Consider the following 26,157-nt stretch of genomic DNA (forward strand, 5'->3'; position numbering starts at 1 on the left):
CTTCAAGACCACAACCAGGTCTTGAAGGCCGACGTCACGCACGAGCCCGAATTAACCAACAGCGTCCGGACACCCCGGTACGGGCCACGGCATCGTCTCGCGGGATCAGGGGAAGTCGGGGTCCCCGCCGACGTTGCTGATCATGCGGCGCAGCACTCCCAGCGCCCGTACGTACTCCGCGTCGTCGATGCCGTCGTGGATCCGCGCGCGCAGTTCGAGCACCAGCTTCTTGATCCGTGCGCGGCCGGCCTCCCCGGCCCCGGTGAGTGAGAGCCGGCCGTCGGCGCCGGTGGTGATCCAGCCGCGCGCCAGCAGAATGTCGATGTCGGGACCGAGTGTCGTTCCCGGGTCCAGGTAGTCCCGCAGCCGGCGGGCAAGTTCGACCTGGCTCATGGCCGTCGGCGCGCCCGCGAGCTGGTTGAGCACCCACCACTGCGGCTGGGACACCTGGAGGCGTGCCATCGCCTGACGGATGTGCGTGATGATCGCCTTGTTCGCGGCTCCACTCCAGTAGCCGATGGGCTGCGCGGCCAGTGCGGTGTCAACGCTCACTGTGGTCACCTCCGGGTCCACCTGCGGTTTGTTGCCGTGGTGACCAACGTAGAACCTCAAGTCCACTCAAGGTCAAGGCCGTTCGGGGACTTGCCGCACGCGACGCGAGGGAGCCCCGTACCCGGTCGGGTACGGGGCTCCCCCAGGGTCCTTCGGTACGGCTCCGGGGCCGCGGCGGCCCGCCCGGTTCAGCCGTGTCCGATACGGAATCCGACCCCTCGTACGGTGGTGATCCACGTACTGGCCCCGAGCTTGCTGCGCAGACTGCTCACATGCGTGTCGATGGTCCGGCCCGACTTGGTCCAGGTCTCCTCCCACACCTGCGACATGAGCTGCTGACGGGAGACCACATGGTCGGGCCGGGAGACCAGCATGTGCAGGAGGTCGAACTCCTTGCGGGTCACCTTCACCAGCTCCTTCTCCAGCCGGACCTCGCGGGCGCCCGCGTCGATGTGCAGCGGACCGTGACTGACCTCCTGGGCGACCGGGGTCCCCGGGGAGGCCCGCCGCATGACGGCGTCCATCCGCGCCAGCAGCTCCCGGAATCCGTAGGGCTTGACGAGGTAGTCGTCGGCGCCGGCCTGTAATCCGAGGACCCGGTCGAGCTCGGTGCCCCGCGCGGTGACGGCGATGATCGGGGTGTCGGTGGAGTCGCGGATGGTGCGGCAGACCTGCAAGCCGTCGATGTCCGGCAACTCCAGGTCGAGCAGCACGAATTCGGCCTGCCGATGGGTCTTCAGCGCGGAGGCCCCGGTGCCGACGCTCGTCGCGTCGTTACCGTGCCGCCGCAGGCCGCGAACGAGGGTCTCCGCGGCGGCGGCGTCGTTTTCGATCACGAGTACACGCACGACTTGATCTCCGTATTCGTCTGCCTCAGCCTGGGAGATGACCATAACAAACCTAACCGTCTGTTTGTCAAGGTGATTGGAGTCGTCTGTCGACCGTTATCGCCCTGGATCTGTCTGGGTTAGGGTGTAAATTCCAGTCAAAATGGCTGAGATGGGATACTTCGAGTCAAGAAGCGGAATGCGTGACGGGTACACAAAACCAGCACGACGGTTTATTGTGGTGATCGAAGCGGCCGGGGGATACGGAGAGCCGCCATCTCCCCTAGAGACGTTGAGGTGTGACTCGTGGCGAAGCAGGCAAGGGGCGAGCGGACCCGGAACGCCCTGGTGCGGGCAGCTGCCGAAGTCTTCGACCGGGCCGGTTACGAACGTGCGAATCTCACCACGATCAGCGAGACCGCGGGGGTGACCAAGGGAGCCCTGTCGTTCCACTTCGCGCACAAGGAGGAACTCGCCCGCGCGGTTCAGGAGTTGGCCTGCGCGCACTCCCGGACCGCCTTCGAGGCCCTGAACGGCCGTGACACGACCGCCGTTCAGACCCTGATAGACATCACGCACGCGCTCACCGAGCAGCTGCGCGGCAGCGCGACCGTCCGGGCGGGTCTGCGGCTGTCCGGCGAACGCGCCGACGCGGACCCCGCGTTGGACTGCTCCCGGATCTGGCTGGACGCGATGTGCCAGGCGCTCCAGCGCGACCGGGCGGACCGGAGCATCGCCCCCGGGGCGGACCCCCCGGCGGTCGCCGCGCTGGCGCTCGCCATGACCACCGGTATGGAAGTCCTGGTCCGGGGCAACGGGTCGGTGCCGCCGTCGGGTCAGCGGCCCGGCGCCCACAGTCCGCCGAGGCAGTGGCTCACCCGGTTCTGGACCCTGCTCCTGCCCCAGGTGGCCTCGCTCGACCATCTGCATGCCCTGCTGCCGGGCGGCAGTCTCCTCGTCACCGCCGGGCCCGATCCGGGCGCGCGGAGCACACCGCCGTATCCCGGTGAGTGGTACGAGCCGACGCCGGTGGAGAGCGTGCGGGGCGCGCCGTGGTGGCGCTCGGCCCCGAACGCGCCGTAACGACGAGGCTCCCGCGTACCGACGAGTCCCCGCGCCCACGCGAGCGTTCCCCGTCGGCCGCGCGGGTGAGGGCGTCTCAGACCTGGACCACCTTCACGCCGCGCTCCTCGAACAGCTTCGCCTGTTCGGGGGCGCCCGCGTCCGTGATCAGTGTGCTGATGGCGTCGGTCGGGCAGATCCGGGCGAAGGCCGGCGTGCCCAGTTTCGAGCTGTCCGCCACCACCACGAGCCGGCGTGCCCTCTCGGCGAGAAGCGCGTTGATGCTCGCCTCGTGTTCGCTGCGCGCGCCGGCCCCGGCCGTCACGTCCACCGCGTCCGCGCCGATGAAGGCGATGTCCAGACTCACCTCGCCGAGGATGTGCCGGGCCAGCGGCCCCACCAGCTCGTACGACTGCGGCATCGCCACCCCGCCCGTGGTCACGATCTTGATGTGCGGGCGTACGGCCAGCTCATGGGCGATGTTCAGCGCGTTGGTCACCAGGGTGACGGCCGGCTCGCCGCCCCGGTCCGACATGTCGGCCAGATCGCCGCGCGTGGCGATGGCCCGCGCGACCTCGGCCGTCGTCGTCCCGCCGTTGAGCCCGACGACCATGCCCCGGTACACCAGCGCGGCGGCGGCGCGGCCGATGCGCTGCTTCTCCGCCGACCGCCCCACCGACTTGTAGCGGGGCGGCAGCCCGTACGAGACGGAGTGCGCCACCGCCCCGCCCCGGGTCCGTGTGAGCAGTTGCTGCTCGGCGAGATGATCGAGATCCCTGCGTACGGTCGCCGCCGACACGGACAGCTCGGCCGCGACGACGTCCACGTCCAACCGGCCCCGCTCCGCGAGCAGTTCGAGCAGGGTGTTGTGCCGTTCGTACCGGTTCACCGCATCTCCTTCGTCACGCTCCGGATCATTCAAGCACCTTCATACCGGAAGGACTTTGCTTGAAGGTGCTTGAAAGTCTCACCTAGCATGCATGAACGAGCATTTCTGTTGCGGAGATCGAGAGTGGAGAGCCGACGTGACGTTTGTCCAGACGGAACTGGCCAGCCAGCCCGCGAGCTGGAGCCGGGCGGCGGGGCTGGCCGAGGGCCTGCGCGGTTCGGGCCGACTGCCCGAGGCCGGTGAGCGCACGGCCGTCGTCGGCTGCGGCACCTCCTACTACATGGCGCAGGCGTACGCGGCGCTGCGCGAGGGCGCCGGTCAGGGGGAGACCGACGCGTTCGCCGCGTCCGAGTTCCCGGCCGGCCGCCGCTACGACCGCATCGTGGCGCTCACCCGGTCGGGCACGACCACCGAGGTCCTCCAACTGCTGGCCGCCGCACGCGGCACGGCCCGAACCACCGCGATCACCGCGGACCCCGAGACGCCGATCCGCTCGGCCGCCGACGACCTGGTGGTCCTGGACTTCGCCGACGAACAGTCCGTCGTGCAGACCCGGTTCGCCACCACGGCCCTCACCCTGCTCCGCGCCCATCTCGGCCTGCACACCGCCTCCGTGGTCGCCGACGGCGAGCGGGCCGTCAGCGAGCCGCTGCCCGAAGGGGTCACCGACTGCTCGCAGTTCACCTTCCTCGGACAGGGCTGGACCGTCGGACTGGCCAACGAGGGCGCGCTCAAGATGCGGGAGGCGGCGCTCGCCTGGACGGAGTCGTACGCGGCGATGGAGTACCGGCACGGCCCCATCAGCATCACCACCGAGGGTACGGCGACCTGGCTGCTCGGCCCGGCGCCCGACGGTCTCGCCGAACAGGTCGCGGCGACCGGCGGACTGTGGGTCGCCGGTGAACTCGACCCGCTGGCCGAACTCGTGAGGATCCAGCGTCTGGCCCTGGCCCTCGCCGACGCGCGGGGTCTCGATCCCGACAGGCCGCGCCACCTCACCCGTTCGGTGATCCTCGCCGCCGAGTAGCGGAGGGGGCGCGGAGGCCGGGCGGCCGTAGGGCGCCGGGCGGACGAGGGCCGGAGACGTGGGCAACTGCTCCGGCCCTCAAGGTGATTGCACTGTTTCGGACTGTTGTGCGATAGCTCATACCAGAGCGGGATGCTCTGTGGGCAAGTTCGTCAACTGCCCGCCGTAACTGACTATTCGCCAACTACCGTGAGTGCTCGGCGATCAACGCTGGGCTTCCTTCGCATGTCCGCCCGCCGTCCCGTCGACGACCGCGCACCACACCGCCGCAGAACACCGAATGCCTGGGGCCCCACGTACCGAGGACTCTGATGTCTCAACTTCGCGCACCCACCGCGCGACCCGAACGCCGTGAAGGCGGACGGCACGGCCGGCCCGGCAGCCGCCCGCCCGCGGCCAAGGCGTCACCGGCCAAGGGCGCGCCGGCGCCCCGGCCCCGCGCGCCGGCGTCACCCGAACGACGTCTACGCCCCCAGCTCCTGCGCGCCGCCCTGGTGCCGACGGTCATGGCCACGCTCAGCGGCCTGCTCGCCGTGCTCGTCACCGTACGCTCCGGCGGTGTACGGCCGACCCCCGAGATCTGGGCGGCCGTCGGCGGCACGGTGCTGGTCGGCGTCGTCGCGGCGACGGCCGCCGTGGTGGGCGCCGACCGCGCCACCAAGTCGGTGATCGACCGCTGCAACGCGCTCCGCCGGTCGAGCGCCCGCGCCCAGGCCGACCTGCGCGGCGTCGTCGAACAGCTCCGCCGAGGCGAGGGCCCGCCGCCGCGCCGCACACCGGCGGTGAAGGCCCCCGTCGGCGACGAACTCGACCTGCTCGCCCAGGAACTTGGACGCTCCCAGGAAGTAGCCGTCGCCGCCGTCGTGCAGGCGTCCCGGCTGTCGAGCAGCGTCGGCAACGAACAGAAGGTCGAGGTCTTCGTCAACCTCGCCCGCAGACTCCAGTCACTCGTGCACCGGGAGATCCAGCTCCTGGACGAGCTGGAGAACAAGGTCGAGGACCCCGACCTGCTGAAAGGTCTCTTCCATGTCGACCATCTCGCCACCCGCATCCGCAGGCACGCCGAGAACCTCGCCGTACTCGGCGGGGCCATCTCACGCCGCCAGTGGAGCCGGCCGGTCGCGCTGACCGAGGTGCTGCGCTCGGCGATCGCCGAGGTGGAGCAGTACCCGCGCGTCAAACTCGTGCCGCCCGTCAACGGCACCCTGCGCGGCCACGCCGTAGCCGACGTCGTCCATCTGCTGGCCGAACTGGTCGAGAACGCCACGGTGTTCTCCGCGCCGCACACCCAGGTCCTGCTCCGGGCCCAGCAGGTCACCGCCGGGCTCGCCATCGAGGTGGAGGACCGCGGGCTCGGCATGCCGGCCGACGAGCAGAAACGGATGAACGCCCTGCTCGCCGACCCCGACCAGGTCAATGTCGCCCATCTTCTCCAGGACGGGCGTATCGGGCTGTTCGTGGTGTCCGCCCTCGCCCGCAGGCACGGCATCGCCGTCCGTCTGCACACCAACATCTACGGCGGTATCCAGGCCGTACTCGTCCTGCCGCAGGGTCTGTTGGGCGCCGACCCGGACGGCCCGCAGCAGGCCGGGCAGACTCCCGTCAGCGCTCCCGCGCCCCCGCCCGTGCCCGCGCCCGTGCCCCCGCCATCGAACGAACCCGCGCCCGCCCCCACGCAGGCGTACGAGGCGGAGCCCGGCCCCGTGACCGAGACCCGGCAGCCGTACCCTCAGCCCCAGGCCCAGCGCACCTCGCACCGGCGGACGTCCGGCCGACGGCCGCTGCCCGTACGCGGCGAGCGCGCCGCGCGCGCCACACCGGCCGACGCACGTCCCGGCCCGAGCCCGCGGCTCCAGCCGGAGGCCCCGCTCCGGCCCGAGTTCCGGCGGGTGCCCGACCCGTCGCTGCCCGACCCGTCACCGGATCCCTCCGTACCCGGCGTCGTGCGCGGCACCATGGACCTGGACCGGCCCCAACTGCCCAAGCGGCGCAGCCAGGAGCACCTCGTCCCCCAGTTGCGGGACGCGCCCGCCCCGCCCGGCGACGGCGAACCGGCGCTCCACGATCCCGGTCTGATGGCCGCCTTCCAGCGCGGTATCGGGCTCGCCGAGGCGCAGCCCGCCAGGGACCCCGGGCCCGGTCCCGCCGCACCTCGACCCCCGGCCGGGGCCCCAGCTCCCAGCCCCGTGACGGAACTGCCGGATCCGCACCGCCACGACCGAGACAACCCCCACAAGGAGTAGATCACCATGGCGAGCGATGCGCCGACAGGCCACGTCTCCGACCTCGACTGGCTGCTCAGCGGCCTGGTCCAACGGGTGCCGTACACCCGCAGCGCGGTACTCCTCTCCTCCGACGGACTCGTCAGATCAGTGCACGGCCTCGACCCCGACAGCGCCGACCACATGGCCGCTCTCGCCTCCGGCCTCTACTCCCTCGGCCGCAGCGCGGGCGCGCGCTTCGGCGACACCAGCGAGGTGCGCCAGGTGGTGGTGGAGCTGGACGCCACCCTGCTCTTCGTCTCGACGGCGGGCTCCGGGACCTGCCTCGCCGTGCTGGCCGGACGTGAGGCGGACGCGGCCGTCCTCGGCTACGAGATGGCGATGCTGGTCAAGAGCGTCCGGCCGTATCTGGCGACCCCTGTCAGGCAGGCGGCCGGCACCACATCGAGCGTCACGGGGCCCTGAGCGTGACGGTCCCGACCGACGGGCCGTGGCTGGACGACGCGGCGGGCCGGCTCATCCGCCCCTACACGGTCAGCGGCGGCCGGACCCGCCCGACGGCCGAGCTGGATCTGATGTCCCTGGTCATGGCCACGGGGGCGGCGAGCGAGATGTATTACGGCCCCGAGCACAGCGAGGCCCTCGGCCTCTGCCAGGGGCCGACCTCGGTGGCGGAGATCGCCGGGCATCTGCGGCTGCCCGCCGTCGTGACCAAGATCCTGCTCTCCGACCTGATGGACAGCGGCGCGGTCACCGTCCGGCCACCGCACAACTTCGACAATCCCAGCGACTGTTCCCTCCTGGAGGCAGTACTCGATGGCCTACGACGACAGCTCTGACCCCTTTCCCACCCCCTTCCCGACCGCGCTGAAGGTGCTGGTGGCCGGCGGTTTCGGGGTGGGCAAGACGACATTCGTGGGATCGGTCAGCGAGATCGCACCGCTGAGCACCGAGGAGCTGCTGACGCAGGTCGGGGCCGATACGGACGATCTGACGGGTGTCGAGCTGAAGACCTCGACCACCGTCGCCATGGACTTCGGCCGGATAACGCTCGACGAGCGCCATGTGCTCTATCTCTTCGGTACCCCCGGTCAGGAGCGCTTCTGGTTCATGTGGGACGAGCTCTGCCGGGGCGCGCTCGGCGCGATCGTCCTCGCGGACACCCGGCGGCTGGAGAACTCCTTCTCCGCGGTCGACTTCTTCGAGCAGCGCGGCATCGGATTCGTCGTCGCCGTCAACGAGTTCGACGGCAGCTTCCGTTACGACCCCGAGGAGGTCCGGGCGGCGATCGACCTGCGGCCGGACGTGCCCGTCGTGCTATGCGACGCGCGCATCGCCAGCTCCGGGATCCGGACGCTCGTCACACTCGTCCAGCATCTGCTCACCGCCCTTCCCGTGGCCGATGCCGCCGACACCGCCGTGTCGAGCGGTGTCGTCCCGGACGACGGGGCGGCGTGATGAGGTACGACCCCATCGGCCGGCTGCTCCTCACCCCCGTCGACCGGGACGCGCCCGACCGGGTCGGACGGCTGCGCCTGCTCGGGCTCGGCGAGCGGCCCGAGCCCGCTTTCGACGCCTTCGCGCGGCATCTCGCCCAACTCGCGGGTGCGCCGTACTCGATGGTCAACTTCATCGACGAGGAACGGCAGTTCTACGCGGGACTGCACAGCCCGGCCCCCGAGGCAGGCCGCCTCAGGGACCGGGACCACGGCTACTGCCCCCATGTGGTCGTACGGCGCAAGGCACTCGTCCTGGAGGACGTACGCGACTTCCCGCGGTTCGCCGGCAACGCCATCGTCGACGAGACGGGCGTGCGTTCCTATCTGGGCGTGCCGCTCATCGACCGGACCGGTATCGCGCTCGGCACCGTATGCGTGGTCGACACCCAGCCCCGGCAGTGGGGGAGGACCGGCCTGGACACCGTCAAGTCACTGGCCGCCGAGCTGTCGGAACAGATACACCGACGAGAAGGCGGCACCATCTGACGTGCCCTCACAGCGGGCCCACGTGAACGGTCTCGCCGTCCTCGAAGGTCAACACCACGTCGTCGGCGTCCACTTGCACGCGTACCGCGTCGCGCATCTCTCGCGGGTCGGGCGCGCCCGACGCGTCCCCGACGAGAGCGATCAGCGTCACCAGGACGTGCGTCCCACCCGGATGGCTCGCCAGCCGCAGGACGGGTGTCGCGGAGTGCGTGCCGTAGGCGTTGGCGCCCACCCGCCCGACGACTGTCCCCTCCGGCCCGGTGTCCCAGCCGTGCAGCCCCACCACCGCGCTGGTCAGACCGGCGGCCGTGCGGGCGAGCGCCCAGCCGGGACCGGCGTCGGCCACCGGCGCGTCGGGACCGGCCACCGTATGACCGCCCTCACGGACCGGACAGCCCGCTGGGGCGGCGACCCGGTGCACGCGGATCTCCCACGCTCCGTGCAGCACACTCGTCGTATCGATCCGGAACGTCCCTTCTTCGCCCGGGAGTTCGGCCTCGTACCAGGACGACGCCGTACGCCCCTCACACCGCTCGAAGTGGATCCGGCGCCGTTTGCTGGGCGTGCCGTCGGCGGCGAGCAGGGCGAGGTGGTTGCCGACCCGGTCGGCCCATGCCTCTTCGGCCGAGTCGGGAGCCGTCGCCGTCGAGTAGCCGAACGCCGCGTAGTGCGGCTCGTCGTCGCCCGTCTCCCGGCCCCATGACCCCGGGTCCTGCCGGTCGCTGCCGTGGTTGACGAGCCGTACGATCCCGTCGCGCCGGGTGCCGTGCAGCAGCCAGCCCGGCGCCGGCAGGGCGGTGTACTGGTCCGATTCCTCCACCGGCAACGGCAGTTCGGGCTCCGTCCAGACGGCGTGGTCGGCGGGCAGCAGCAGCCCCACGAACGCCTTGCTCGCCCAGTACGGCGACGCGGGACCCGAGTAGAGCTGTGTGACCGGAAGGAAGGCGTCGTACCAGCCGAGGGTGAGCAGCCCGCGCTCGTCGGGCGCCCCGCGCTCCACGAAATGCCGTACCGCGCCCGACGCGAGCCGGCGGGTGAGTCCCGGCGCCAGCGGGGTGCAGTCGGCGAGCGCGCCCATCCATACCGGTGTCGCGGCGGCGAAGCGGTAGGTCAGCGAACGCCCCTGATGGACAGGGGCGCCGTCGGCGCCGAAGAAGTGCGGATAGGTGGTGAGGAAGCGGGCGAGCCGCTCCCGGTAGACCTCGGTGCGACCGCCGTTCCCGTCGGCCGTCCCGGCGGCCATCCGCGACCAGAGCAGCGGATACAGATGCATCGCCCAGCCGACGTAGTAGTCGAACTTCCGGCCGTCGCCGTCCGTGTACCAGCCGTCGCCGACGTACCAGTCCTCGATCCGGTCCAGCCCGTTCTCGATGTCGGAACGGCTGTGCGGGGCCCCGACAGAGGCGAGGAACTGTTCCGACACCACCTGGAACAACCGCCAGTTGTTGTCGTGCGTACGGCGGCCGACGAAGCCCCCGAGCCACTCCGCGACCCGCTCCTGGACACGGGTGTCCAGCCGGTCCCAGATCCACGGGCGGGTCTCGTGCAGTCCGATCGCGATCGAGGCGGCCTCCACCATCGGCTGCGAGCGGTCGGCCAGTCGGGGCCAGGCCTCCCCGCTGCCCGGATCCGTACCGGCGGCGAGCCCGGCGGCGTACCGCTCGATCAGCGCCTCGTCCACCCGCCCCCGTGCGCCCGCGATCCGGAAGGCGGCGAGCAGGAACGACCGCGCGTACCCCTCCAGACCGTCGGAGAGCTCACCCGACCGGCTGGTCCTGCCGGGCAGCCGGTACAGCGCGCGGCCCGGCGTGGCGTACGGGACGAGCGCGTCGAGCAACTGGTCGGCGACCGCCTCCCAGTGGGCGCGCGTCCAGCCGGTACGCGGTGAGAGGGCGGCGTCGGCGGGCGGCAGGACGAGCGGCGATCGCGACCCGGAGGAGGTGAAGGAGGGGGAGGTGAAGGGAAGTGAGTCGGTCATCCCGCGCTGCTCCTCGTTGTGCGGCCGTACGTGCTCAGCCACGGTGTTCCAGTACGTCGACGGCCAGTTCGCGGACCACCGACTCGTCCACCTCCACGCCCAGCCCCGGGCCCTCGGGCACCCACGCGGTCCCGTTCTCGACCCGCACGGTCTCACCCGCGTACGGCGAGCCGATGAACTGGCGGCCGTTGAGGTCGACCGGCGTCGTGATGCCGAACGCCGCGAACAGGTGCAGCGAGGCGGCCAGCCCCAGGTCCGACTCGGTGAGTCCCGACCCCATCAGCCCGACCCCGCAGTCCTCGGCGAGCGAGCAGAGCCGTCGGGAGAGCGTGAGGCCGCCGCTGCGCTGGACCTTGGCGATCGCGACGTCGACCGCGCCGAGGCGGACGAAGGTCGCCAGATCGCTCGGATGACGCAGGCTCTCGTCGAGCGCCACCGGCACGGCGGAGAGGTCCCGCAGCCGCCGCAGCCCGGCGATGTCGTTGGCGGGCAGGGGCTGTTCGAAGGCGGTGACCCCGAGCGCGTCGAGGCGGCGGGCCATCCGCAGGGCGACGGGCACCGTGTAGGCCTGGTTGGCGTCGACCCAGAGCGGCGCGTCAGGGGCGTGCTCCCGGACGGCCGCCACCACGGCCGCGTCGGTGTCCTCGTCGTGCAGCCCGATCTTGACCTTGAAGGCGCGGTACCCCTCGGCCCTGCCCTCGGCGACGCTGTCACCCACCTCGGCGGGCGACTGGCCCGAGACGATCCAGCCCAGTTCGATGTTCGGAGTCCGGCGCTGTCCCCACAGAACGCCGAGCGGCACTCCGGCCGCCCGGCCGAGCAGATCGTGCAGCGCCACGTCCACGGCGCTCTTGGCGAGGGGCGCGCCGATCGTGAACCCCCGGTTGATCGCCCGGTCGAAGGCGGTGCCGACGGCGTCGAGGTTCCACCCGGGGGTGCCGATGATCGCGGGCGCCAGATAGCGGTCGATCGTGGTCACGATGGACTCGGCGGTCTCGTACGTCCAGGCGGGGATGGGGGTCGCCTCGCCCCAGCCGTACGCTCCGTCCGCGCCGACCCGGACCAGGATCCGGACGGACGGTTTCCCGGCGACGGCCACCGAGCCGCCGGCGACGCCGAAGGAGCGGCGGGTGGGCAGTTCGACGGCGAACGTCTCGACGCGGTCGATCCTCATGCCGGACAGTTCCACGCTCATGTCCCCTCTCCCGCTGCACTGTCCGCCGGCGGCGGCGCCGTGCTGGCGCGCAGCACCACCTCACCGCCCACCCTCAGTACCCGCGACCGCTGCCCGTGCGGCTCACGCAGCGCCAGCGAGATGGCGTGCTGTCCCATCTCGGTCAGCGGCAGGGCGACGGTGGTGAGCGGGGGAGTCAACTCCCTCACGAGCGGGATGTCGTCGAAGCCCGCGAGCGAGATGTCCCGGGGCACCTCGATGCCGGCCTCCCGGAACGCGGCGAGCGCGCCCACCGCCATCACGTCGGTCACACCGAAGACGCAGGTGGGGCGGGTGGGACGGGTGAGGAGTTCGCGGGCGGCGGCGTAACCGCCGTCGCGGGTGAAAGCGCCTTCTACGACACAGCCGGGATCGAGCGTGATGCCCGCCTCGGCGAGCCCTTCGCGGAAGCCGGCCAACCGGTCGGCGACGGTGGTGAGTTCGGGCGGCCCGCTCAGCACGGCGAACCGCCGGTGGCCGAGCGCGAGCAGCGCGCGGGCGAGCTTCGTGGCGCCCGCGCGGTTCTCGGGCAGGACGGCGTCGGCGCGCACGCTGCGGTGCCGGCTGACGACGGCGACCCGGCCGCCCGCGCGGATGTACGGATCCAGCTCGGCGCCCAGCGCCCTTTCCCAGGTGCGGTCCTGGAAGCCGGAGCCGATCAGCAGGATGGCGCGGGCCCGCTGGGCGCGGAGGATGGAGACGTACTCGATCTCCCGCGCCGGTTCGCGGAAGGTGCTCGCGAGCATGACCAGCACGTCCTGCTCGGCCGCCGCCCGCATGACGCCGTCGGCGATCGCGGCGAAGTACGGGTCGCCCACGTCGTGGCAGATGAGTCCGACCGTGTTGCTGGACGAACTGGCGAGCGCCTGGGCGTGCGCGTTGGGGATGTAACCGAGCAAATCCGCTGCCGCGCGCACCCGTTCACGGAGCTCGTCCCGGACGCGTGTCGTGCCGTTCAACGCTCTGGACGCGGTCGCCAGCGAGACCCCCGCCCGCCGGGCCACGACGTCGAGCGTCACATGGGCCCGTGCTTCCCGTTCACTCACGTCGGCCCCCTCGGGCGTGTTTCAGGAGTCCCGTCCGACTCGCGGCGCCTGGCACGCACACGCCCGAGCCGTGGTGGCGGCAGGTCCCTTGACGGGGCCCGGAAACTTCCGGACGACCTATTGACCGTTCGGACAAGCAGTCATTAGCGTGGCGATCACCTTACCAGAAAGCGCTTTCTGAAAGCGCTTCTTCCGGTACGGCAGTACGGCAACCGGTACAGCAGAGGATCGGACAGCGCTTAGTAACCGCTCCTGATTCCCGAGGAGTTCACTGTGAGCCAGAGCGTCATGCCGGGACCGACCAAAGAGATCGCGGGAGTCGCCACACGGAACAGGCCAGGAGCGGGTGAGCGGTTCGGAAAGGCCGTCGAGACCAGCTGGCGGCCCGTAGCGCTGCTGTTCGCGTGCTTCGTCGCGTGGTGGGCCGTCGCCGCGGCCGAACTGGTCGAGCCGTATCTCGTCCCGTCCCCCGGAGCGACCCTCGACGTCCTGACGGGCCAGACCAGTTACATCTGGGAACACACGTGGGTGACCACCTACGAGACCCTGCTCGGCTTCGTCATCGCCGTCGTCGTCGGGGTGCTCGCCGCGGTCGTGATGGTCTACTCGTCGACCGTCGAGAAGACCCTCTACCCGATCCTGCTCTTCGCCCAGGTCGTACCGAAGATCGCCATCGCCCCGCTGTTCGTCGTCTGGCTCGGTTTCGGCATCACGCCGAAGGTCCTCATCGCGGTCCTGATTGCCTTCTTCCCGGTCGTGATCTCCATGGTCACCGGCCTCAAGGCGGTCGACCCCGAGATGCTCCAGCTCTCCGCGACGATGGGGGCGAAGCCGTGGCAGACCTTCGTCAAGATCCGCTTCCCCGCCTCGCTGCCGCATCTGTTCTCGGGCCTCAAGGTCGCCGTGACGCTCGCGGTCACCGGCGCGGTCGTGGGCGAGTTCGTCGGGGCCAACGAGGGTCTGGGCTACGTGATCCTCCAGGCCAACGGAAACCTCGACACCCCGATGCTGTTCGCGGGTCTCCTTGTCATGTCACTGATCGGTGTCGTCCTGTTCGTCCTGGTCGAGATCGCCGAGAAGCTGCTTCTGCCCTGGCACGCCAGCCGCCGGGACAACAACGTCACGACCTCGTTCTGATGAGACCTCTCCTCCGAGAAGGGCCAGCCATGCACTCCCGCAGACTCCTGATCGGCCTCGTGCCGCTTCTTCTGGTCGCCACCGCCTGCGGCGAGGACGGCGACGACACCAGCACCAGCGACTCGGGCAAGAAGCTCGACAAGGTGACGCTGACGCTCAACTGGTACCCGTACGGCGAACACGCGCCCTTCTACTACGGCGTCAAGGAGAAGATCTTCGAGAAGCACGGCATCGACCTGGAGATCAGGGCGGGCCAGGGCTCCCAGAAGACCGTCCAGGCGACCGCCGCCGGGCAGACCGACTTCGGCTGGGCCGACACCCCCGCCGTCCTGAGCGGTGTCGACCAGGGCGTCGACGTCAAGAGCCTCGGTGTGATGCTCCAGACGACGCCGTCGTCCGTACAGTTCTTCAGCGACCAGAACATCAAGACGCCCGCCGACATCAAGGGCAAGACGGTCGCGGGCACGGCCGGTGACGCGCTCACCAAGACGTTCCCGATCTTCCTGGAGAAGAACAACCTCAAGCTGTCGGACGTCAAGATCCAGAACACCGACCCGGCGGGCAAGATCGCCGCGGTGATCTCCGGAAAGACGGACGCGCTGCTCGGTTACGCCAGCGACCAGGGCCCGACCATGGCGGACAAGGCCAAGAAGGACGTCGAGTACCTGCGCTTCTCGGAGCACGGGCTCAACTTCTACTCCAACGGTCTGATCGCCGGCCAGAAGATCCTCAAGCAGGACGCCGACCTCACCAAGCGTATGACCACGGCGGTCAGCGAGGCCTGGGCGGCGGCCGAGAAGGCCCCGGAGCCCGCGGTCGCCGCGATGGAGGGCGCGTCCGAGCAGCTGCCTCCGAAGGCCGTACTCACCGAGCAGTTCGCGACGACGATGACGCTGCTGCACACCGAGTCGACCCAGGGCAAGGCTCCCGGGCTCAACACCGAGGCCGACTGGCAGGAGACCATCGACATCTTCGCCGAGGCCGGTCTCGTGAAGAACCCGAAGGCTCCGTCGGATTACTGGGACAGCTCGGCACTGAAGGGATGACGATGCCCAGGGAAGCGACTCTCCGGGAGCATGGTGTGAGCAAGACCAGTCTGAGCAAGGACGACGGGCCGAGGGACGGCGCGGGTGCCGACGGCACGGCGGCGGTCTCCCTGAACGACGTGGCTGTCCGGTTCCGTACGAAGGACCGCGACGTCACGGCCCTGCGTGAGGTGTCGCTCGACGTTCCGATGGGCGAGTTCGTGGCGATCGTCGGCCCCTCGGGGTGCGGCAAGTCGACACTGCTCAAGCTGGTCGCCGGCCTGCTGAAGTCGTCGGCCGGTGACGTACGGCTGCACGGTGAGCAGGTCGACGGGCCACGGCCCGACATCGGTTACGTCTTCCAGCGGGCCGCCCTCCTGGAGTGGCGCACCGCCCGGCGCAACATCCTGCTCCAGGCGGAGATGCGCCGGATGCCCAGCGCGATGGCGCGAGCCCGCGCCGACGAGCTCATCAGGATGACCGGCCTCGGAGGGTTCGAGGACGCCTATCCGCACGAGCTGTCGGGCGGGATGCAGCAGCGGGTGGCCCTGTGCCGGGCGCTGCTGCACGAGCCGCCGGTGCTGCTGATGGACGAGCCGTTCGGCGCGCTCGACGCGCTGACGCGCGAGCAGATGAACATGGAGCTCAACCGCATCTGGCGGGAGACCGGCACGACCGTACTGCTGGTCACGCACTCCATCTCGGAGGCCGTCTACCTGGCGAACCGGGTCGTGGTGATGAGCCCGCGGCCCGGCACCATCACGGAGATCATCGACGTGGGGCTGCCGGCGGAGCGGGACTACGTGGAGACCTTGGCCCGGCCGGAGTTCCGCGAGGCCACGACGCACATCCGGGAGCTCCTGGGGGCGGCGTCGGCCGAGGACTGAGCGCGACCCGTCCCATGAACCGGGCGGGGGGCGGCACGACCTGTCGAAGTGCCGCCCCCCGCCCGTTCGCGTGCCCCCGACAACCGGGTGTTCCGCGAGTGGGTGTCGTGATTGGCTGCGTCGGTGAGTGATGAACGTGTTTCCGTCAGGAGGCGGGAGGCCCCCGACCTCGACGCATGTGTCCGCGTACTCGCCGATGTCCACGAGAGCGACGGATACCCGGTCGACTGGCCCCAGGACCCGGCGGGCTGGCTCGCCCCTCCGGAGTCGCCGCCCGCCTGGGTCGCGCTGCTCGACGGCACCGTCGTCGGGCACATCTGTCTGTCCCGCGCCCGCTCCGGCGACACCGCGCCCGGCCTCTGGAGCGGCCGCACCGGCACGCGTCCGGAGGAGACCGCGGTGGTGAGCCGGCTGTACGTCTCGCCGAAGGCACGGGGCCATGGGATCGGCGCGCTGCTGCTGGCCGAGACGGTCCGGGAGGCACGCGCGCGCGGACTGCATCCGGTGCTGGACGTCGTGACGTCCGACCGCTCGGCCGCCGCGCTGTACGAACGCCAGGGGTGGACGCTGATGGCGACCGGCGAGCAGCGGTGGGGGCCGGACCGTACGGTCCAGGTCCACAGTTACGCGGCGCCCCGCTGACCCTGTCCGTACGGGCCGGCTTCCTTACGGACAGGGACAGGCGCCCGTACGGCACCGCACCCCCCGACCGGCCGTGAGGCCCGTCGGGGGGTGCGGTGCGTGCTGGTCAGGAGCCGCACTCCGGTGCCGCTTTCAGTACCGCAGCCTCGACAGGTAGCGGTAGCTGTTGCGGGCCGTGGCGATGGGGTCCTTCGGCGAGTCGTGTTCCACCAGCCACTGCCGTACACCGCCCCGGTGCGCCGTCTCGAACATCTCCGCGAAGTCCAGCACGCCCGAGCCGACGTCCGCGAAGTCGCCGTTCGGAGCCATGTCCTTCACGTGCAGGGCCGGGAAGCGCGGGCCCTCGTCCACGAACAGCTGTCGCGGATCGGCCCCGCCCTTCGCGCCCCAGTAGACGTCCAGCTCGAAGCCCACGTACTCGGGGTCCGTCTCGTTGAGCAGGATGTCGTACAGGACCTCGCCCTCGACGACCCGGTGGTCCGCGTCGTGGTTGTGGAAGAGAACCGGGCCGAGACCCGACTCGACCGCCACGCGGCCCGCCCTGTTCATCGCCGCCGCGGCCTCGCGGTAGCCGGCGGGGGTGTGCATCTCGGTCGGCAGGCTCGGTACGACGACCCACTCGCCGCCCAGTGTGTGGACGTCCGCGATGGCTTGCTGGAGGCCGGTGCCCGACACGATGCCGTAACCGACGTGCTCCAGCACCGCCTTGAGGCCGACGTCGTCCAGCACCTGGCGGATCTGTGTGGCGTTGCGGCCGAACCGCCCGCTGACGCCGACCGTGGCGTAACCGATGTCCGCCAGTTGCTCCAGCGTCCCCTCGAAGTCCGTCTCAAGGATGGACCGCATCGTGTAGAGGTGCATACCGATGCCCGAACGCGGGATCTTGCGCTTGCGCCGGCCGTGCCCGTGCCCGTGTCCATGCCCGTGGCCATGTCCGTGCCCGTGGTGCCCGCCGTGGCCCCGGCCGGACTCCGCCGCGTGCGCGGTCCCCGCCGTCGACGCCAGTCCCACCGCGGCCAGGCCCGCGGCCGCCGTACCCAGGAACGCTCTTCGTGTGCCGTTCACGCTCACGTGACCTCTCTCAACTCGCTTGAATGCGGCTCGTGCTGCTGCGACTCACTGCCGGAGTCAGGTCGCGGTGATCTCGACGGCGCCGGTCGTCGTGTCGCCCTTGTCGTCGGTGACCGTCAGATGCGCCGTGTACGCGCCCGGCCGTGCGTAGGTGTGCGTCGCGCTCGCACCCTGCTCGCCGGTGGGCTTGCTGTTGTCGCCGAAGTTCCAGCTGTACGAGGCGACGGTGCGGCCCTCGGCGAGCTTCACCGTGCCGGTCAGCGCCACCGCGAGCGGTGCGTCGCCCTCCGCCTTGGACGCGGCGACGGTGACGCCGGAGCCCGACCTCTTCTCGACCCCGCGGCCGTTGAAGCGCAGCCAGTCGAGAGACAGCACGTCCTGACCGCCCGGCTGCCACTCCGGGTTGCTGAAGACCGCGTACATCTTCACCGTGCCGCCCACCGGCCTGAGCGCCGTGGTCGGCGAGACGAAGTTGGTCCAGTTCCCGGTGTTCGGGACGGTGACCGAGCCCATCAGCGGACCGGTCGGCGAGCCGTTGCGGAACTCGATGGTGCCGCCCGTACCGCCCGAGGACGCGCCGACCGTCACGGACTGGACGCCCGTGAGGTTCACCGGGTCGAACGCGACCCAGTCGCCGTGCTCGATCTCGATGACACGCCTGCCGCCGGATGCCTCGGCGCGGGCGCCGATGGTGACGCCGTCGCCGTCGCCGCCGGTCTCGCTGAAGAACTCACCCTCGCGGTAGGAGGCCTTCAGATTCGAGGTGGCGGTCCCCGTCAGCGCGGGGGCTCCGTCGGCGCCGTCGTCCTTGTAGCTGGCGGTGACGCGGTAGAAGAGGTCCTGGTTCGCGTGCTCGTCGGTCGTCGGGACGGTGAACTCACCCGCACAGCCCTGCTTGGACTGCACCGGATGCAGCGTCGTCCCGTGGCCGAGCCGCCCTTCGACGGTGACGCGCGCGCAGTCGATCTCCGCGCCCTTGCCGTCCTCGGGATCGGTGACCTTCACGGTGAACGGCACCGTGTCGCCGAGGCTGAACATGCCGCCGTCCGGGGCCTTCTGGATGGTCAGCGCCGGCCGTGTGTTGCCCACGGTGATCTCCCGGGCGGCCTGCGCCGAGAGCTTGTCGGGACCGGTGACCGTCAGCCGCGCGGTGAACACGCCCTTGTCGGTGTAGATATGAGTCGGGTTGGCCTTCGTCGAGTCGACGGTGCCGTCGCCGTCGAAGTCCCACGCGTAGGTGACGGGCTTGCCCCCCGGCAGCCCGGAACCGGCGCTGGAGAACTTCACGCTCCGCGGCGCGGGCCCGGTGTCGGACGTGGCGCTGATCCTGGCCGTGGGCAGCGTGCCGTCACCGACGTAGTCGATGCGGTAGATGGCGGTGCCCGGGTTGGGCACGCCGGTGCGGCCGGCGCCGGAGCCGACGCCGAAGTCGATCACGTACATCGAACCGTCGGGTCCGAACTCGGCCTCGAAGAGCTGGTTGAACTTCATGTCGGTGAAGATCTTGTTGATCGACTGGATGTCGCCCGCCTTGGCCGCCGGGAAGCGCGGGTCGGTGAACGACTGGTCCTTCTGCTGGATCGAGAACGTCTTGAACCAGTTCTGGCCCAGATCGAAGTTGAACCACTTCGCGTCGAAGTACTCGGGGAACTTGGTGGGCGAGGGGTTGTCCGGGTTGTAGTCGTAGACGGGACCGCCCATCGGCGCGCCGCCGCCGCCGACCTCGGGGTACTGGGTCGAGCCGGAGTACTGGTACCAGACCGTCGCCGCGGTGGCCGGCGGCAGCTCGCGCAGACCCGTGTTGTTCGGCGACTCGTTGACCGGGTTGGCGCAGTCGAACTTCGCCCCCGAGACCTTGGTCGCGAAGTCGTAGTCGTTGAAGGGGGTGTTGCCGCCGATGCAGTACGGCCAGCCGAGGTTCGCCGCCTTCGGGATCCGGTTGAACTCGACCGTTCCCTCGGGCCCGCGGTTCGGGTCCGCCGAACGCGAGTCGGGACCGTAGTCGCCGACCAGCAGCGCCCCGTCCTTCGGGTCGGTGGTGATACGGAAGACGTTGCGCAGCCCCATCGCGTAGACCTCGGGACGGGTCTTCTCCGTGCCCGGCGCGAAGAGGTTCCCCTCGGGGACGGTGTACGTCCCGTCGTCCTCGGGGGTGATCCGCAGGACCTTGCCACGCAGGTCGTTGGTGTTGGCCGAGCTGCGCTGCGCGTCGAACACGTGCCGGCCCGGACGCTCGTCGATGGGCGTGAAGTTGTCGGAGGCGAACGGGTCGGTGTTGTCACCGGTCGCGATGTACAGGTCGCCGTCCTTGTCGAAGGCGAGGGAGCCCGCCATGTGCACGTTGGCGCGCTGCTCGTCGCGGTCCGTCGGGATCTCCAGCAGGAGCTTCTCCGACGCCGGGTCCACCGTGTTCCCCGTCAGCGTGTAGCGCGACAGGTTGACCTGCTTCTTCTCCTTGTCGGAGTGCAGCAGGTACAGCCAGTTGTTCTCCGCGAAGTCCGGATCGAGCGTCAGCCCGATGAGCCCGTCGGACTGCTCCGTCATCTTCAGGCTGTAGTCGAAGTCCAGCGCGGTGGTGGTCTGCATCGTCGACTGGTCGAGGATCTGGAGCTCGCCGGTGCGCTGGATGTAGATCACCCGGCGGTCGGGAGCCACCGCCAGCTCGTACGGGTCGGAGAGGTCGGTCGCCAGCTGCGTACGCTTGAACGCCCCCGTCTTGGTGGCCGAGCAGTCGCCGGGCTTGTTGCCGGCCGCCCACTGGATGCCGCCGAGAAGGTGCTTGAGGAAGGTCTCCTCCTTGAAGGAGGAGGCGTCATGACCGCCGGCGGTGAACCAGGAACGCCCGCCGTCGTAGTTCTGGCACCAGGACCACGGATGGTCGACGCCCTCGTCGAGCCCGGTGATGCCGTCGTTCACCTTGATCTGCGCGAGCGTGTGCACCTTGCCCGTCGGGTTGGTGCGCCAGTTGTACCACTCCTCCGTACGCTCCCAGAGCTCCGGAAGCCCCTTGGTGGAGGGGTGCGCCTGGTCGAGCACCTTGACGCGGCCGGTCTGGATGGCGGGGTGCTTGTCGAAGATGGCCCCGGTCAGCCCCTCGTACCAGTCCCAGTCGCGCTCACTCGCGGACGCGGCGTGGAGTCCCACCCAGCCGCCGCCGGCGCGGACGAACTTCTGGAGGGCCGCGCGCTGCGGGGCGTCCAGCAGATCGCCCGATTCGGGCGTGGAGTTGGTGTTGTTGAAGACGATCGCCTGGAAGCGTCCGAGGTTGGCGTCGGTGAAGACACCGGCGTCGTCGGACGCCTCGACCTCGAAGCCGTTCTCCGCGCCGAGCTTCTTGATGCCGTCGATCCCGGCCTGGATCGACTCGTGCTCGAAGTTGGTGACCTTGGAGAAGACCAGGACACGGTAGGGCGCCGCCTCCGCGGGAGGCGGCGAGGCGACCCCGAGCCCGAGCACGAGAGCGAGCAGTGCCAGGACGACGGTGAAGGGCGTCAGGGCCCTTCTGGATCGGCCGGTGCGCATGGGGGATCGGTCTGGTGGACGGCTACTCACGGGCGCTCCCGGTGCAGGTGGCGGCTACGAATGGGAAGAAAGCGCTTTCTTTAGTACGCCGCACAGCGTAAGTTCCCCGCTTCCAGGGGGTCAATGGGTCGGAAGCGCCCACTGTGGTATAGGAGTTGGGTATACCGGAGTCCTTCCGTCCGGTCGGTCGCTTTGGGGTGCGGTGGGGGGGTATGCGGGGGTGCGAACGTCGACCCGATGCTGACTCGTCGTTGAAAGGGTGCCCATGGCTGATACCGCTCCCCGTGAGCTCCTGCTCCTCGCCGATGACGAGGGGAACAGTGCACCGTCAACGTGCTTGGCCGGGACGGTGGATGGGCGGCGGGCCTGGACGCCGAAATCGTCGTCAGGACGCCCTTCGTGTCCGGCCGGGTCCGCCTGGAGCTGTCGGCCTCGAAGCTGAAGAGCTGGGGCGACGCGCTGGAGAGGCTCGACGCCGGGGAGGACGCCGGCTGGATGGAGATGGACAGGGGCCCGTCGATCTCCATCCAGCTCCGCGGTGAGCGCGACTGCCCGGAGGTGGTCGTGGAGGACGAGACGGTCTCCATGGTCACGGTGCGCGTGCCGGTGGTCCCGCCGGACGACTGGATCGCGGACCACCGGCGGCGTCTGCATCAGGTGCGGGCGCACTGGGTTCCGACGCTGTCGGCGTAGTGGGACAGCTTGCCGCTCGCGCCCGGGCGACTCCCGTACCCGTCCCTCACTCGCGTCCCGTCACACACTCCCCGTCAGAAAGCCGGAGACGCGCTCCCGTAGGGACCGGGCATCGAGGCCGTGGGCCGCCAAGTGGTCGGACAGCTCACCGTACTTGCGCAGTTCGTTCCGTCCCACGCCCAGCCCGAGCACCCGGTGCGGCACGTCGGCCAGCGCCTCGGTGGCCGCCGCCGTCGACGTTCCCGCGAGATACGGCTCCACGATCACCGCCTCCGCGGCCCCCGTGTCCCCGACTGCCCGGCGCAGTGCCGAGCCGTCGAAGGGGCGGACCGTGGTCGCGTACAGCACCGTCGTGTCGAGCCCCTCCGTCGCGGCGAGGACGTTGTCCAGCATCGGCCCGACGGCGACCACCGCACCGTGCCTCCCCTCCCGTACGGTCAGGAAGCCGGTCCCGGTGACCGGCAGTGGCCGCTCGTTGGTCTGCAGCGACAGCCGTACGTACACCCGGTCGTCGCCCTTCGCCGACCGCCGCAGCAGGGCCTCGGCCTCGTCCGGGTGCCCCGGCACATGCACCGTCCAGCCGTCGAGCGTGTCGAGCAGTGCCACGTCGCCCGGCGACATATGGGTGAAGCCGGCGGACGGCGAGTCGTAGGACGCCCCGGCGCTCACGAGCACGCCGCCCACGCCCTGGTGCCCGAAGTCCAGCTTCACCTGTTCGAAGGGGCGTTCCACGAGGAAGCTCGCGAATGTGTGGACGATCGGCCGCATTCCGGCGAGTGCGAGCCCGCCGCCCGCGCCGACGAGCAGTTGTTCGCGGATCCCCACGTCGATCACCCGGTGCGGGTGTCGGCGTTCCGCCTCGCGGAAGCCGTCGCGGCCGATCACGGCGAGTACGACCGCGAGCCGCGGGTCCTCGTCCAGCAGCCGCGACGCGGTCGAGGCGAAGCGCTCACGCATGGTGTCCATCAGAAACCTCCGAGTGGTCCTTGGTCGGTAGCCCGTGGTCAGTGGTCAGTACGATGGCTCGACGCGGGCGACGACCGCCCTGGCCCGACCGGGATGGGGCGCGGTGAACGCCTCGTACAGCGCCTCGTGGTCCCGCCCGTCGACGGTCGCGGCCGACCAGCCGGCCGCCGTGAACCGGGAGGCGATCCCGCCGGGCCAGCCGTGCGTGGCCGAGGAGTTGTCGATCACGAGCGTGTGCAGCTGTTCGAGACCCGTGGGGCCCGCGTAGGCGATGGCCTCGTGGTTACTGCCCTCGTCCAGCTCGGCGTCCCCGATGAGCACCCAGACCTTGGAGTCGGTGAGCCCCCGCGCCCGGAGCCCGAGCGCGCTTCCGACGGCGAGCGGCAGGCCGTGCCCGAGCGATCCGCTGCTGATCTCGGCACCCGGCACGAGCGTCCGGTCGGGGTGGTGGCCGAGCGGTGAGTCGTACGAGCCGAAGTCGGCGAGCAGCGACTCCGGGAAGAAGCCCTTGGCGGCGAGGACGGCGTAGTACGCCATCGGCCCGTGCCCCTTCGGCAGGAGGAAACGGTCGCGTGCCGGGTCGTCGGCGGTCGCGGGGGAGACGTTCAGTACGCGGTCGTAGAGCACCCAGATCGCGTCGAGGGTGGAGGTCGCGGCCGGTCCGTGCTTCTCGTCGCCGGTCATGTGTCCCAGCAGCCGGTCGAGGTCCTGGTAGCCGTGCGTCGCTGCCATCGTTGATGGTGAGGTCGTCATGGGGACCACCGTGCAACGTCAACTTAACTTGAGGTCAAGCGACCGGCCGACGTCGCAGAACGGAAAAAGCGGTTCGTGACCACCGGTCGGAGTGCGGTATTGTTCTCATGCGCGTTCGGCCGGGGGAAACCCCAGGTCAGGCGGGCACCGGGACGTGGCGCAGCTTGGTAGCGCACTTGACTGGGGGTCAAGGGGTCGCAGGTTCAAATCCTGTCGTCCCGACTTGTGTTTCCGCAGGTCGCAGGCGGTATCGGAGGAATCCGGTACCGCCTTTCGGTATTTCTTGGGGACCGGCCGGGGACGAGCCGGTCCAGCGGTGACCGAGGTGGGGCGGCCGACGCGCGTTCGGAGCCCTCGGTCGTCCGGTCAGGGGGTGTGCGGCAGGAACTGATTGCGCATCAGTTCCTGGATCGTGCGGGCGGCGACCCAGGCGATGAACGCGCTGATCGCGGCCAGGAGGATGAACGCGTAAGCGGTGTAGCCGCCGGGACGTTGCAGTCCGTTCCAGTGCAGCGCGGTGGTGACGACGGCGGCGGAGGAGAAGGCGAAGGCCCAGGTGCCGGGGCCGAAGGGGAGACGCAGATAGGCGGGCAGCAGTCTCACCTGGGCGAGGACCATCAGGACCGCGTAGCCCGCCAGGAACGCCGCGATCGAGTCCACCCGGTCGCCGTTGATGGCGAAGTAGGCGATGCTCCCGACGGTGGGAGGCGCCATCTCGATGGCCACCGTCGGCAGCAGGGCGGGAGGCAGCGCGGGGCGGAAGAACAGCCTCCCCATGATCATCGAACCGAGTACGAACCAGCAGAGCACGCCGAGCCCCAGCAGTGCCTCGGCGACTCGGAACTGGCCCACCCTCGCCGTCGCCTCGGCGGCGACGAGCCCGCCGGCGACGGTGGGGAGGAAGTAACCGGGGTGCAGTCTGTCGATGTCGAGCGGCCCGTAGATCCACTGTCCGGTGAACCAGCCGCCCAGCACGACGGTCAGGACGACGAAGATGTCCACCAGTACCTTCCCCGCCGTCGGCGCGTAGGGGAACAGTCCCTGGGCTGCCAGGAGCATGGGCGTGATCACGGCGAGAGACGCGAAGGGCCCGGCGATGTTGTCCGTCAGATCGGCCATGAGGCGTCCCGGGCCGGACAGTGCGTAGCGCAGATAGGCCGCCACCGCGAGCAGCCAGACGATCGCGGTGATGATCAGGATCATGTTGCCGACCCAGACGGGGACGTGGTTCTGCTCCGACGCCGTGACCCAGCAGCCGGCGAGACCGGCCAGACCGAAGGGGATGCTGAAGATATTGAGCGGAATCTTCTCTTTACCCATGAACGACCTCCTTATGGCCAAATGACCGTTGAGGGAGATGTTCGTCGCTTCGGGGAGCAAAAGGCCGTACTGACACGGCGGCGTCACCGGGCTCCTGTGACGCGCGAGGGCGTCCGGAGTGGTTCAGGGCCGCCGGTCGTCCTCCAGTCGCCCGCCATGGGGGCGCTGCCTTTCCTGCGCGCGGCGACGGACCCGGGTGTCCAGAGAAGGAGTACTACGGCCCGCGAGGATTCCAGCAGGCCAAGGGCTACCCGAAGGCTGTCCGGTCGAGCGCGGGGTCCTGCGACGTCCCGGCGCGGCGCCGGCTGTGGGCGATCTCGGAGGAACTGACCGGCGTCAGGTTCCCGCCGGCATCCGAACACGGTGCGGGAGCGGCCGCTCAGCGGTAGTCGGGGTTGGGGTAGCCGCCGCCGCAGCCGGCGTCCCACTCGGCGCGCTGGTTGCCGTACGCGGGAATGCCGCCGGAGCGTTTGAGCATGGCCGCGACGTGCATCAGGTTCCAGGTCATGAAGGCGGTGTTGCGGTTGGTGAAGTCGTTCTCGGGGCCGCCCGACCCGGGGTCCAGATACGACGGGCCCGGCCCCACCGCGCCGATCCAGCCCGAGTCCGCCTGGGGCGGGACGGTGTAGCCGAGGTGCTGCAGGCTGTAGAGGACGTTCATCGCGCAGTGCTTCACGCCGTCCTCGTTGCCGGTGATGATGCAGCCGCCGACGCGGCCGTAATACGCGTACTGGCCCTGGTCGTTGAGCAGACTCGAACAGCCGTAGAGGCGTTCGATCACCCGCTTCGTCACCGAGCTGTTGTCGCCGAGCCAGATCGGCCCCGCGAGCACCAGGATGTCCGCCGCCATCACCCGCTCGTACAGCGCGGGCCAGTCGTCGGTGGCGAAGCCGTGCTCCGTCATGTCGGGGTAGATGCCCGTCGCGATGTCGTGGTCGACCGCCCGGAGCACGTCCGTGGCGACGCCGCGCGCCTCCATGATCGCGCGGCTCCTGTCGATCAGCCCCTGGGTGTTGCTCTGCTCCGGAGAGGGTTTGAGTGTGCAGTTGACGTACATCGCGGTCAGATCGTCGAAGCGGTACGCGTCGTCGGTCTGGTCGGCGGTGGACGGCGGCGCTCCCATGATGGGCTCCTCGGACGAGACTCCTGAGCCGGCCGATGGGCGGGGCGGGCCGGTCTCGGCGCAGCGTCTCCCACGGGTCACCGTTCGAGGAAGCGCAACGCCCCTCGCGCGTCCATATTCACTTCTGTGGGTCACGTTTCCGCTTTGACGAGGGGCTGGGCGCCCTCGTCGAAGCGCGCGGACCGGGGGGCTTCTCGCCCGTCGTGTCCGCCGCCGT

General features: G+C 70.2%; 23 protein-coding genes, 1 tRNA gene and 1 pseudogene. 13 read left to right on the plus strand and 12 right to left on the minus strand.

Annotated features, from left to right (window positions below; genetic code table 11):
• Positions 1-105: 105 nt before the first annotated feature.
• On the minus strand, positions 106-552 hold the full coding sequence (locus tag IEY79_RS16975) for a MarR family winged helix-turn-helix transcriptional regulator (RefSeq protein WP_229700921.1): 447 nt from the start codon (positions 550-552) through the stop codon (positions 106-108).
• Positions 553-740: 188 nt separating this feature from the next.
• Entirely contained in the window at positions 741-1,400 is a 660-nt protein-coding gene (locus IEY79_RS16980; protein ID WP_229700922.1) for a response regulator transcription factor, read from the minus strand.
• Positions 1,401-1,685: 285 nt separating this feature from the next.
• Here IEY79_RS16980 and IEY79_RS16985 point away from each other — a divergent pair, with 285 nt between their 5' ends.
• A complete protein-coding gene (locus IEY79_RS16985) occupies positions 1,686-2,462 on the plus strand; it encodes a ScbR family autoregulator-binding transcription factor (protein ID WP_189108341.1) in 777 nt (258 codons plus the stop codon).
• Positions 2,463-2,538: 76 nt separating this feature from the next.
• On the opposite strand, the gene IEY79_RS16990 is transcribed toward IEY79_RS16985, so the two are convergent.
• Entirely contained in the window at positions 2,539-3,330 is a 792-nt protein-coding gene (locus IEY79_RS16990; RefSeq protein ID WP_189108342.1) for a DeoR/GlpR family DNA-binding transcription regulator, read from the minus strand.
• 136 nt (positions 3,331-3,466) lie between these two features.
• Between IEY79_RS16990 and IEY79_RS16995 the strand changes: the two genes are divergently transcribed.
• The 6 genes from IEY79_RS16995 to IEY79_RS17020 all read left to right on the plus strand — a co-directional run bounded on the left by IEY79_RS16995 (position 3,467) and on the right by IEY79_RS17020 (position 8,564).
• A complete protein-coding gene (locus IEY79_RS16995) occupies positions 3,467-4,357 on the plus strand; it encodes an SIS domain-containing protein (RefSeq protein WP_189108343.1) in 891 nt (296 codons plus the stop codon).
• Positions 4,358-4,668: 311 nt separating this feature from the next.
• Positions 4,669-6,600, plus strand: coding sequence for a sensor histidine kinase (locus IEY79_RS17000; RefSeq protein WP_189108344.1), 1,932 nt, complete (start codon positions 4,669-4,671; stop codon positions 6,598-6,600).
• A gap of 6 nt (positions 6,601-6,606) precedes the next feature.
• On the plus strand, positions 6,607-7,044 hold the full coding sequence (locus tag IEY79_RS17005; protein WP_189108345.1) for a roadblock/LC7 domain-containing protein: 438 nt from the start codon (positions 6,607-6,609) through the stop codon (positions 7,042-7,044).
• A gap of 2 nt (positions 7,045-7,046) precedes the next feature.
• Positions 7,047-7,418 carry a DUF742 domain-containing protein gene (locus IEY79_RS17010; RefSeq protein ID WP_189108346.1) on the plus strand — a complete coding sequence of 124 codons (372 nt, stop codon included), beginning with the start codon at positions 7,047-7,049 and terminating at the stop codon, positions 7,416-7,418.
• Positions 7,396-8,037 carry a GTP-binding protein gene (locus tag IEY79_RS17015; RefSeq protein ID WP_189108347.1) on the plus strand — a complete coding sequence of 214 codons (642 nt, stop codon included), beginning with the start codon at positions 7,396-7,398 and terminating at the stop codon, positions 8,035-8,037. Before IEY79_RS17010 ends, IEY79_RS17015 begins: the two co-directional genes overlap by 23 nt.
• Entirely contained in the window at positions 8,037-8,564 is a 528-nt protein-coding gene (locus IEY79_RS17020) for a GAF domain-containing protein (protein ID WP_189108348.1), read from the plus strand. The genes IEY79_RS17015 and IEY79_RS17020 overlap by 1 nt, the downstream gene beginning before the upstream one ends.
• A 7-nt stretch (positions 8,565-8,571) precedes the next feature.
• On the opposite strand, the gene IEY79_RS17025 is transcribed toward IEY79_RS17020, so the two are convergent.
• From IEY79_RS17025 to IEY79_RS17035, 3 genes are read right to left on the minus strand one after another with little or no spacing between them, the layout of a single operon-like run.
• Positions 8,572-10,542, minus strand: a complete 1,971-nt coding sequence (locus IEY79_RS17025) for a DUF2264 domain-containing protein (protein WP_189108531.1) — start codon at positions 10,540-10,542, stop codon at positions 8,572-8,574.
• Between the two features lie 34 nt (positions 10,543-10,576).
• Positions 10,577-11,737: a mandelate racemase/muconate lactonizing enzyme family protein gene (locus IEY79_RS17030; protein ID WP_189108349.1), complete on the minus strand. Its 1,161-nt coding sequence runs from the start codon at positions 11,735-11,737 to the stop codon at positions 10,577-10,579.
• On the minus strand, positions 11,734-12,774 hold the full coding sequence (locus IEY79_RS17035; RefSeq protein ID WP_189108532.1) for a LacI family DNA-binding transcriptional regulator: 1,041 nt from the start codon (positions 12,772-12,774) through the stop codon (positions 11,734-11,736). The genes IEY79_RS17030 and IEY79_RS17035 overlap by 4 nt, the downstream gene beginning before the upstream one ends.
• A gap of 315 nt (positions 12,775-13,089) precedes the next feature.
• Between IEY79_RS17035 and IEY79_RS17040 the strand changes: the two genes are divergently transcribed.
• The 4 genes from IEY79_RS17040 to IEY79_RS17055 all read left to right on the plus strand — a co-directional run bounded on the left by IEY79_RS17040 (position 13,090) and on the right by IEY79_RS17055 (position 16,492).
• Positions 13,090-13,938 (plus strand): ABC transporter permease, encoded by an 849-nt coding sequence (locus tag IEY79_RS17040; RefSeq protein WP_189108533.1) that lies wholly within the window; start codon positions 13,090-13,092, stop codon positions 13,936-13,938.
• A 29-nt stretch (positions 13,939-13,967) separates the two neighbouring features.
• A complete protein-coding gene (locus IEY79_RS17045; RefSeq protein ID WP_189108350.1) occupies positions 13,968-14,984 on the plus strand; it encodes an ABC transporter substrate-binding protein in 1,017 nt (338 codons plus the stop codon).
• Positions 14,981-15,850: an ABC transporter ATP-binding protein gene (locus IEY79_RS17050; protein ID WP_189108351.1), complete on the plus strand. Its 870-nt coding sequence runs from the start codon at positions 14,981-14,983 to the stop codon at positions 15,848-15,850. Before IEY79_RS17045 ends, IEY79_RS17050 begins: the two co-directional genes overlap by 4 nt.
• Positions 15,851-15,973: 123 nt before the next feature.
• Positions 15,974-16,492: a GNAT family N-acetyltransferase gene (locus IEY79_RS17055; protein WP_189108352.1), complete on the plus strand. Its 519-nt coding sequence runs from the start codon at positions 15,974-15,976 to the stop codon at positions 16,490-16,492.
• 132 nt (positions 16,493-16,624) lie between these two features.
• On the opposite strand, the gene IEY79_RS17060 is transcribed toward IEY79_RS17055, so the two are convergent.
• On the minus strand, positions 16,625-17,563 hold the full coding sequence (locus tag IEY79_RS17060; protein ID WP_373292561.1) for a sugar phosphate isomerase/epimerase family protein: 939 nt from the start codon (positions 17,561-17,563) through the stop codon (positions 16,625-16,627).
• Between the two features lie 57 nt (positions 17,564-17,620).
• On the minus strand, positions 17,621-21,085 hold the full coding sequence (locus tag IEY79_RS17065; protein ID WP_189108353.1) for a ThuA domain-containing protein: 3,465 nt from the start codon (positions 21,083-21,085) through the stop codon (positions 17,621-17,623).
• 327 nt (positions 21,086-21,412) lie between these two features.
• Between IEY79_RS17065 and IEY79_RS17070 the strand changes: the two are divergent.
• Positions 21,413-21,778, plus strand: a pseudogene (locus tag IEY79_RS17070) (DUF5959 family protein); the annotation flags it as partial.
• Positions 21,779-21,838: 60 nt separating this feature from the next.
• Here the strand turns inward: IEY79_RS17070 and IEY79_RS17075 are convergent.
• Together IEY79_RS17075 and IEY79_RS17080 are read right to left on the minus strand one after the other, a co-directional pair.
• Positions 21,839-22,744 carry a transketolase family protein gene (locus IEY79_RS17075; protein ID WP_189108355.1) on the minus strand — a complete coding sequence of 302 codons (906 nt, stop codon included), beginning with the start codon at positions 22,742-22,744 and terminating at the stop codon, positions 21,839-21,841.
• A 45-nt stretch (positions 22,745-22,789) separates the two neighbouring features.
• Complete coding sequence (locus tag IEY79_RS17080) at positions 22,790-23,497, minus strand: thiamine pyrophosphate-binding protein (protein ID WP_189108356.1); 708 nt, start codon at positions 23,495-23,497, stop codon at positions 22,790-22,792.
• A gap of 148 nt (positions 23,498-23,645) precedes the next feature.
• Between IEY79_RS17080 and IEY79_RS17085 the strand changes: the two genes are divergently transcribed.
• Positions 23,646-23,719 (plus strand) — tRNA-Pro (locus IEY79_RS17085).
• Positions 23,720-23,863: 144 nt separating this feature from the next.
• On the opposite strand, the gene IEY79_RS17090 is transcribed toward IEY79_RS17085, so the two are convergent.
• Both IEY79_RS17090 and IEY79_RS17095 read right to left on the minus strand, forming a co-directional pair.
• Entirely contained in the window at positions 23,864-24,817 is a 954-nt protein-coding gene (locus tag IEY79_RS17090; RefSeq protein WP_189108357.1) for an SLAC1 family transporter, read from the minus strand.
• A gap of 379 nt (positions 24,818-25,196) precedes the next feature.
• The gene (locus IEY79_RS17095) at positions 25,197-25,940 is read right to left on the minus strand and encodes a flavodoxin family protein (RefSeq protein WP_189108358.1); all 744 of its coding nucleotides are present in this window, start codon (positions 25,938-25,940) and stop codon (positions 25,197-25,199) included.
• Between the last annotated feature and the right edge of the window lie 217 nt (positions 25,941-26,157).

The organism is Streptomyces camponoticapitis (assembly GCF_014646115.1).
Classification (GTDB): Bacteria; Actinomycetota; Actinomycetes; order Streptomycetales; family Streptomycetaceae; genus Streptomyces; species Streptomyces camponoticapitis.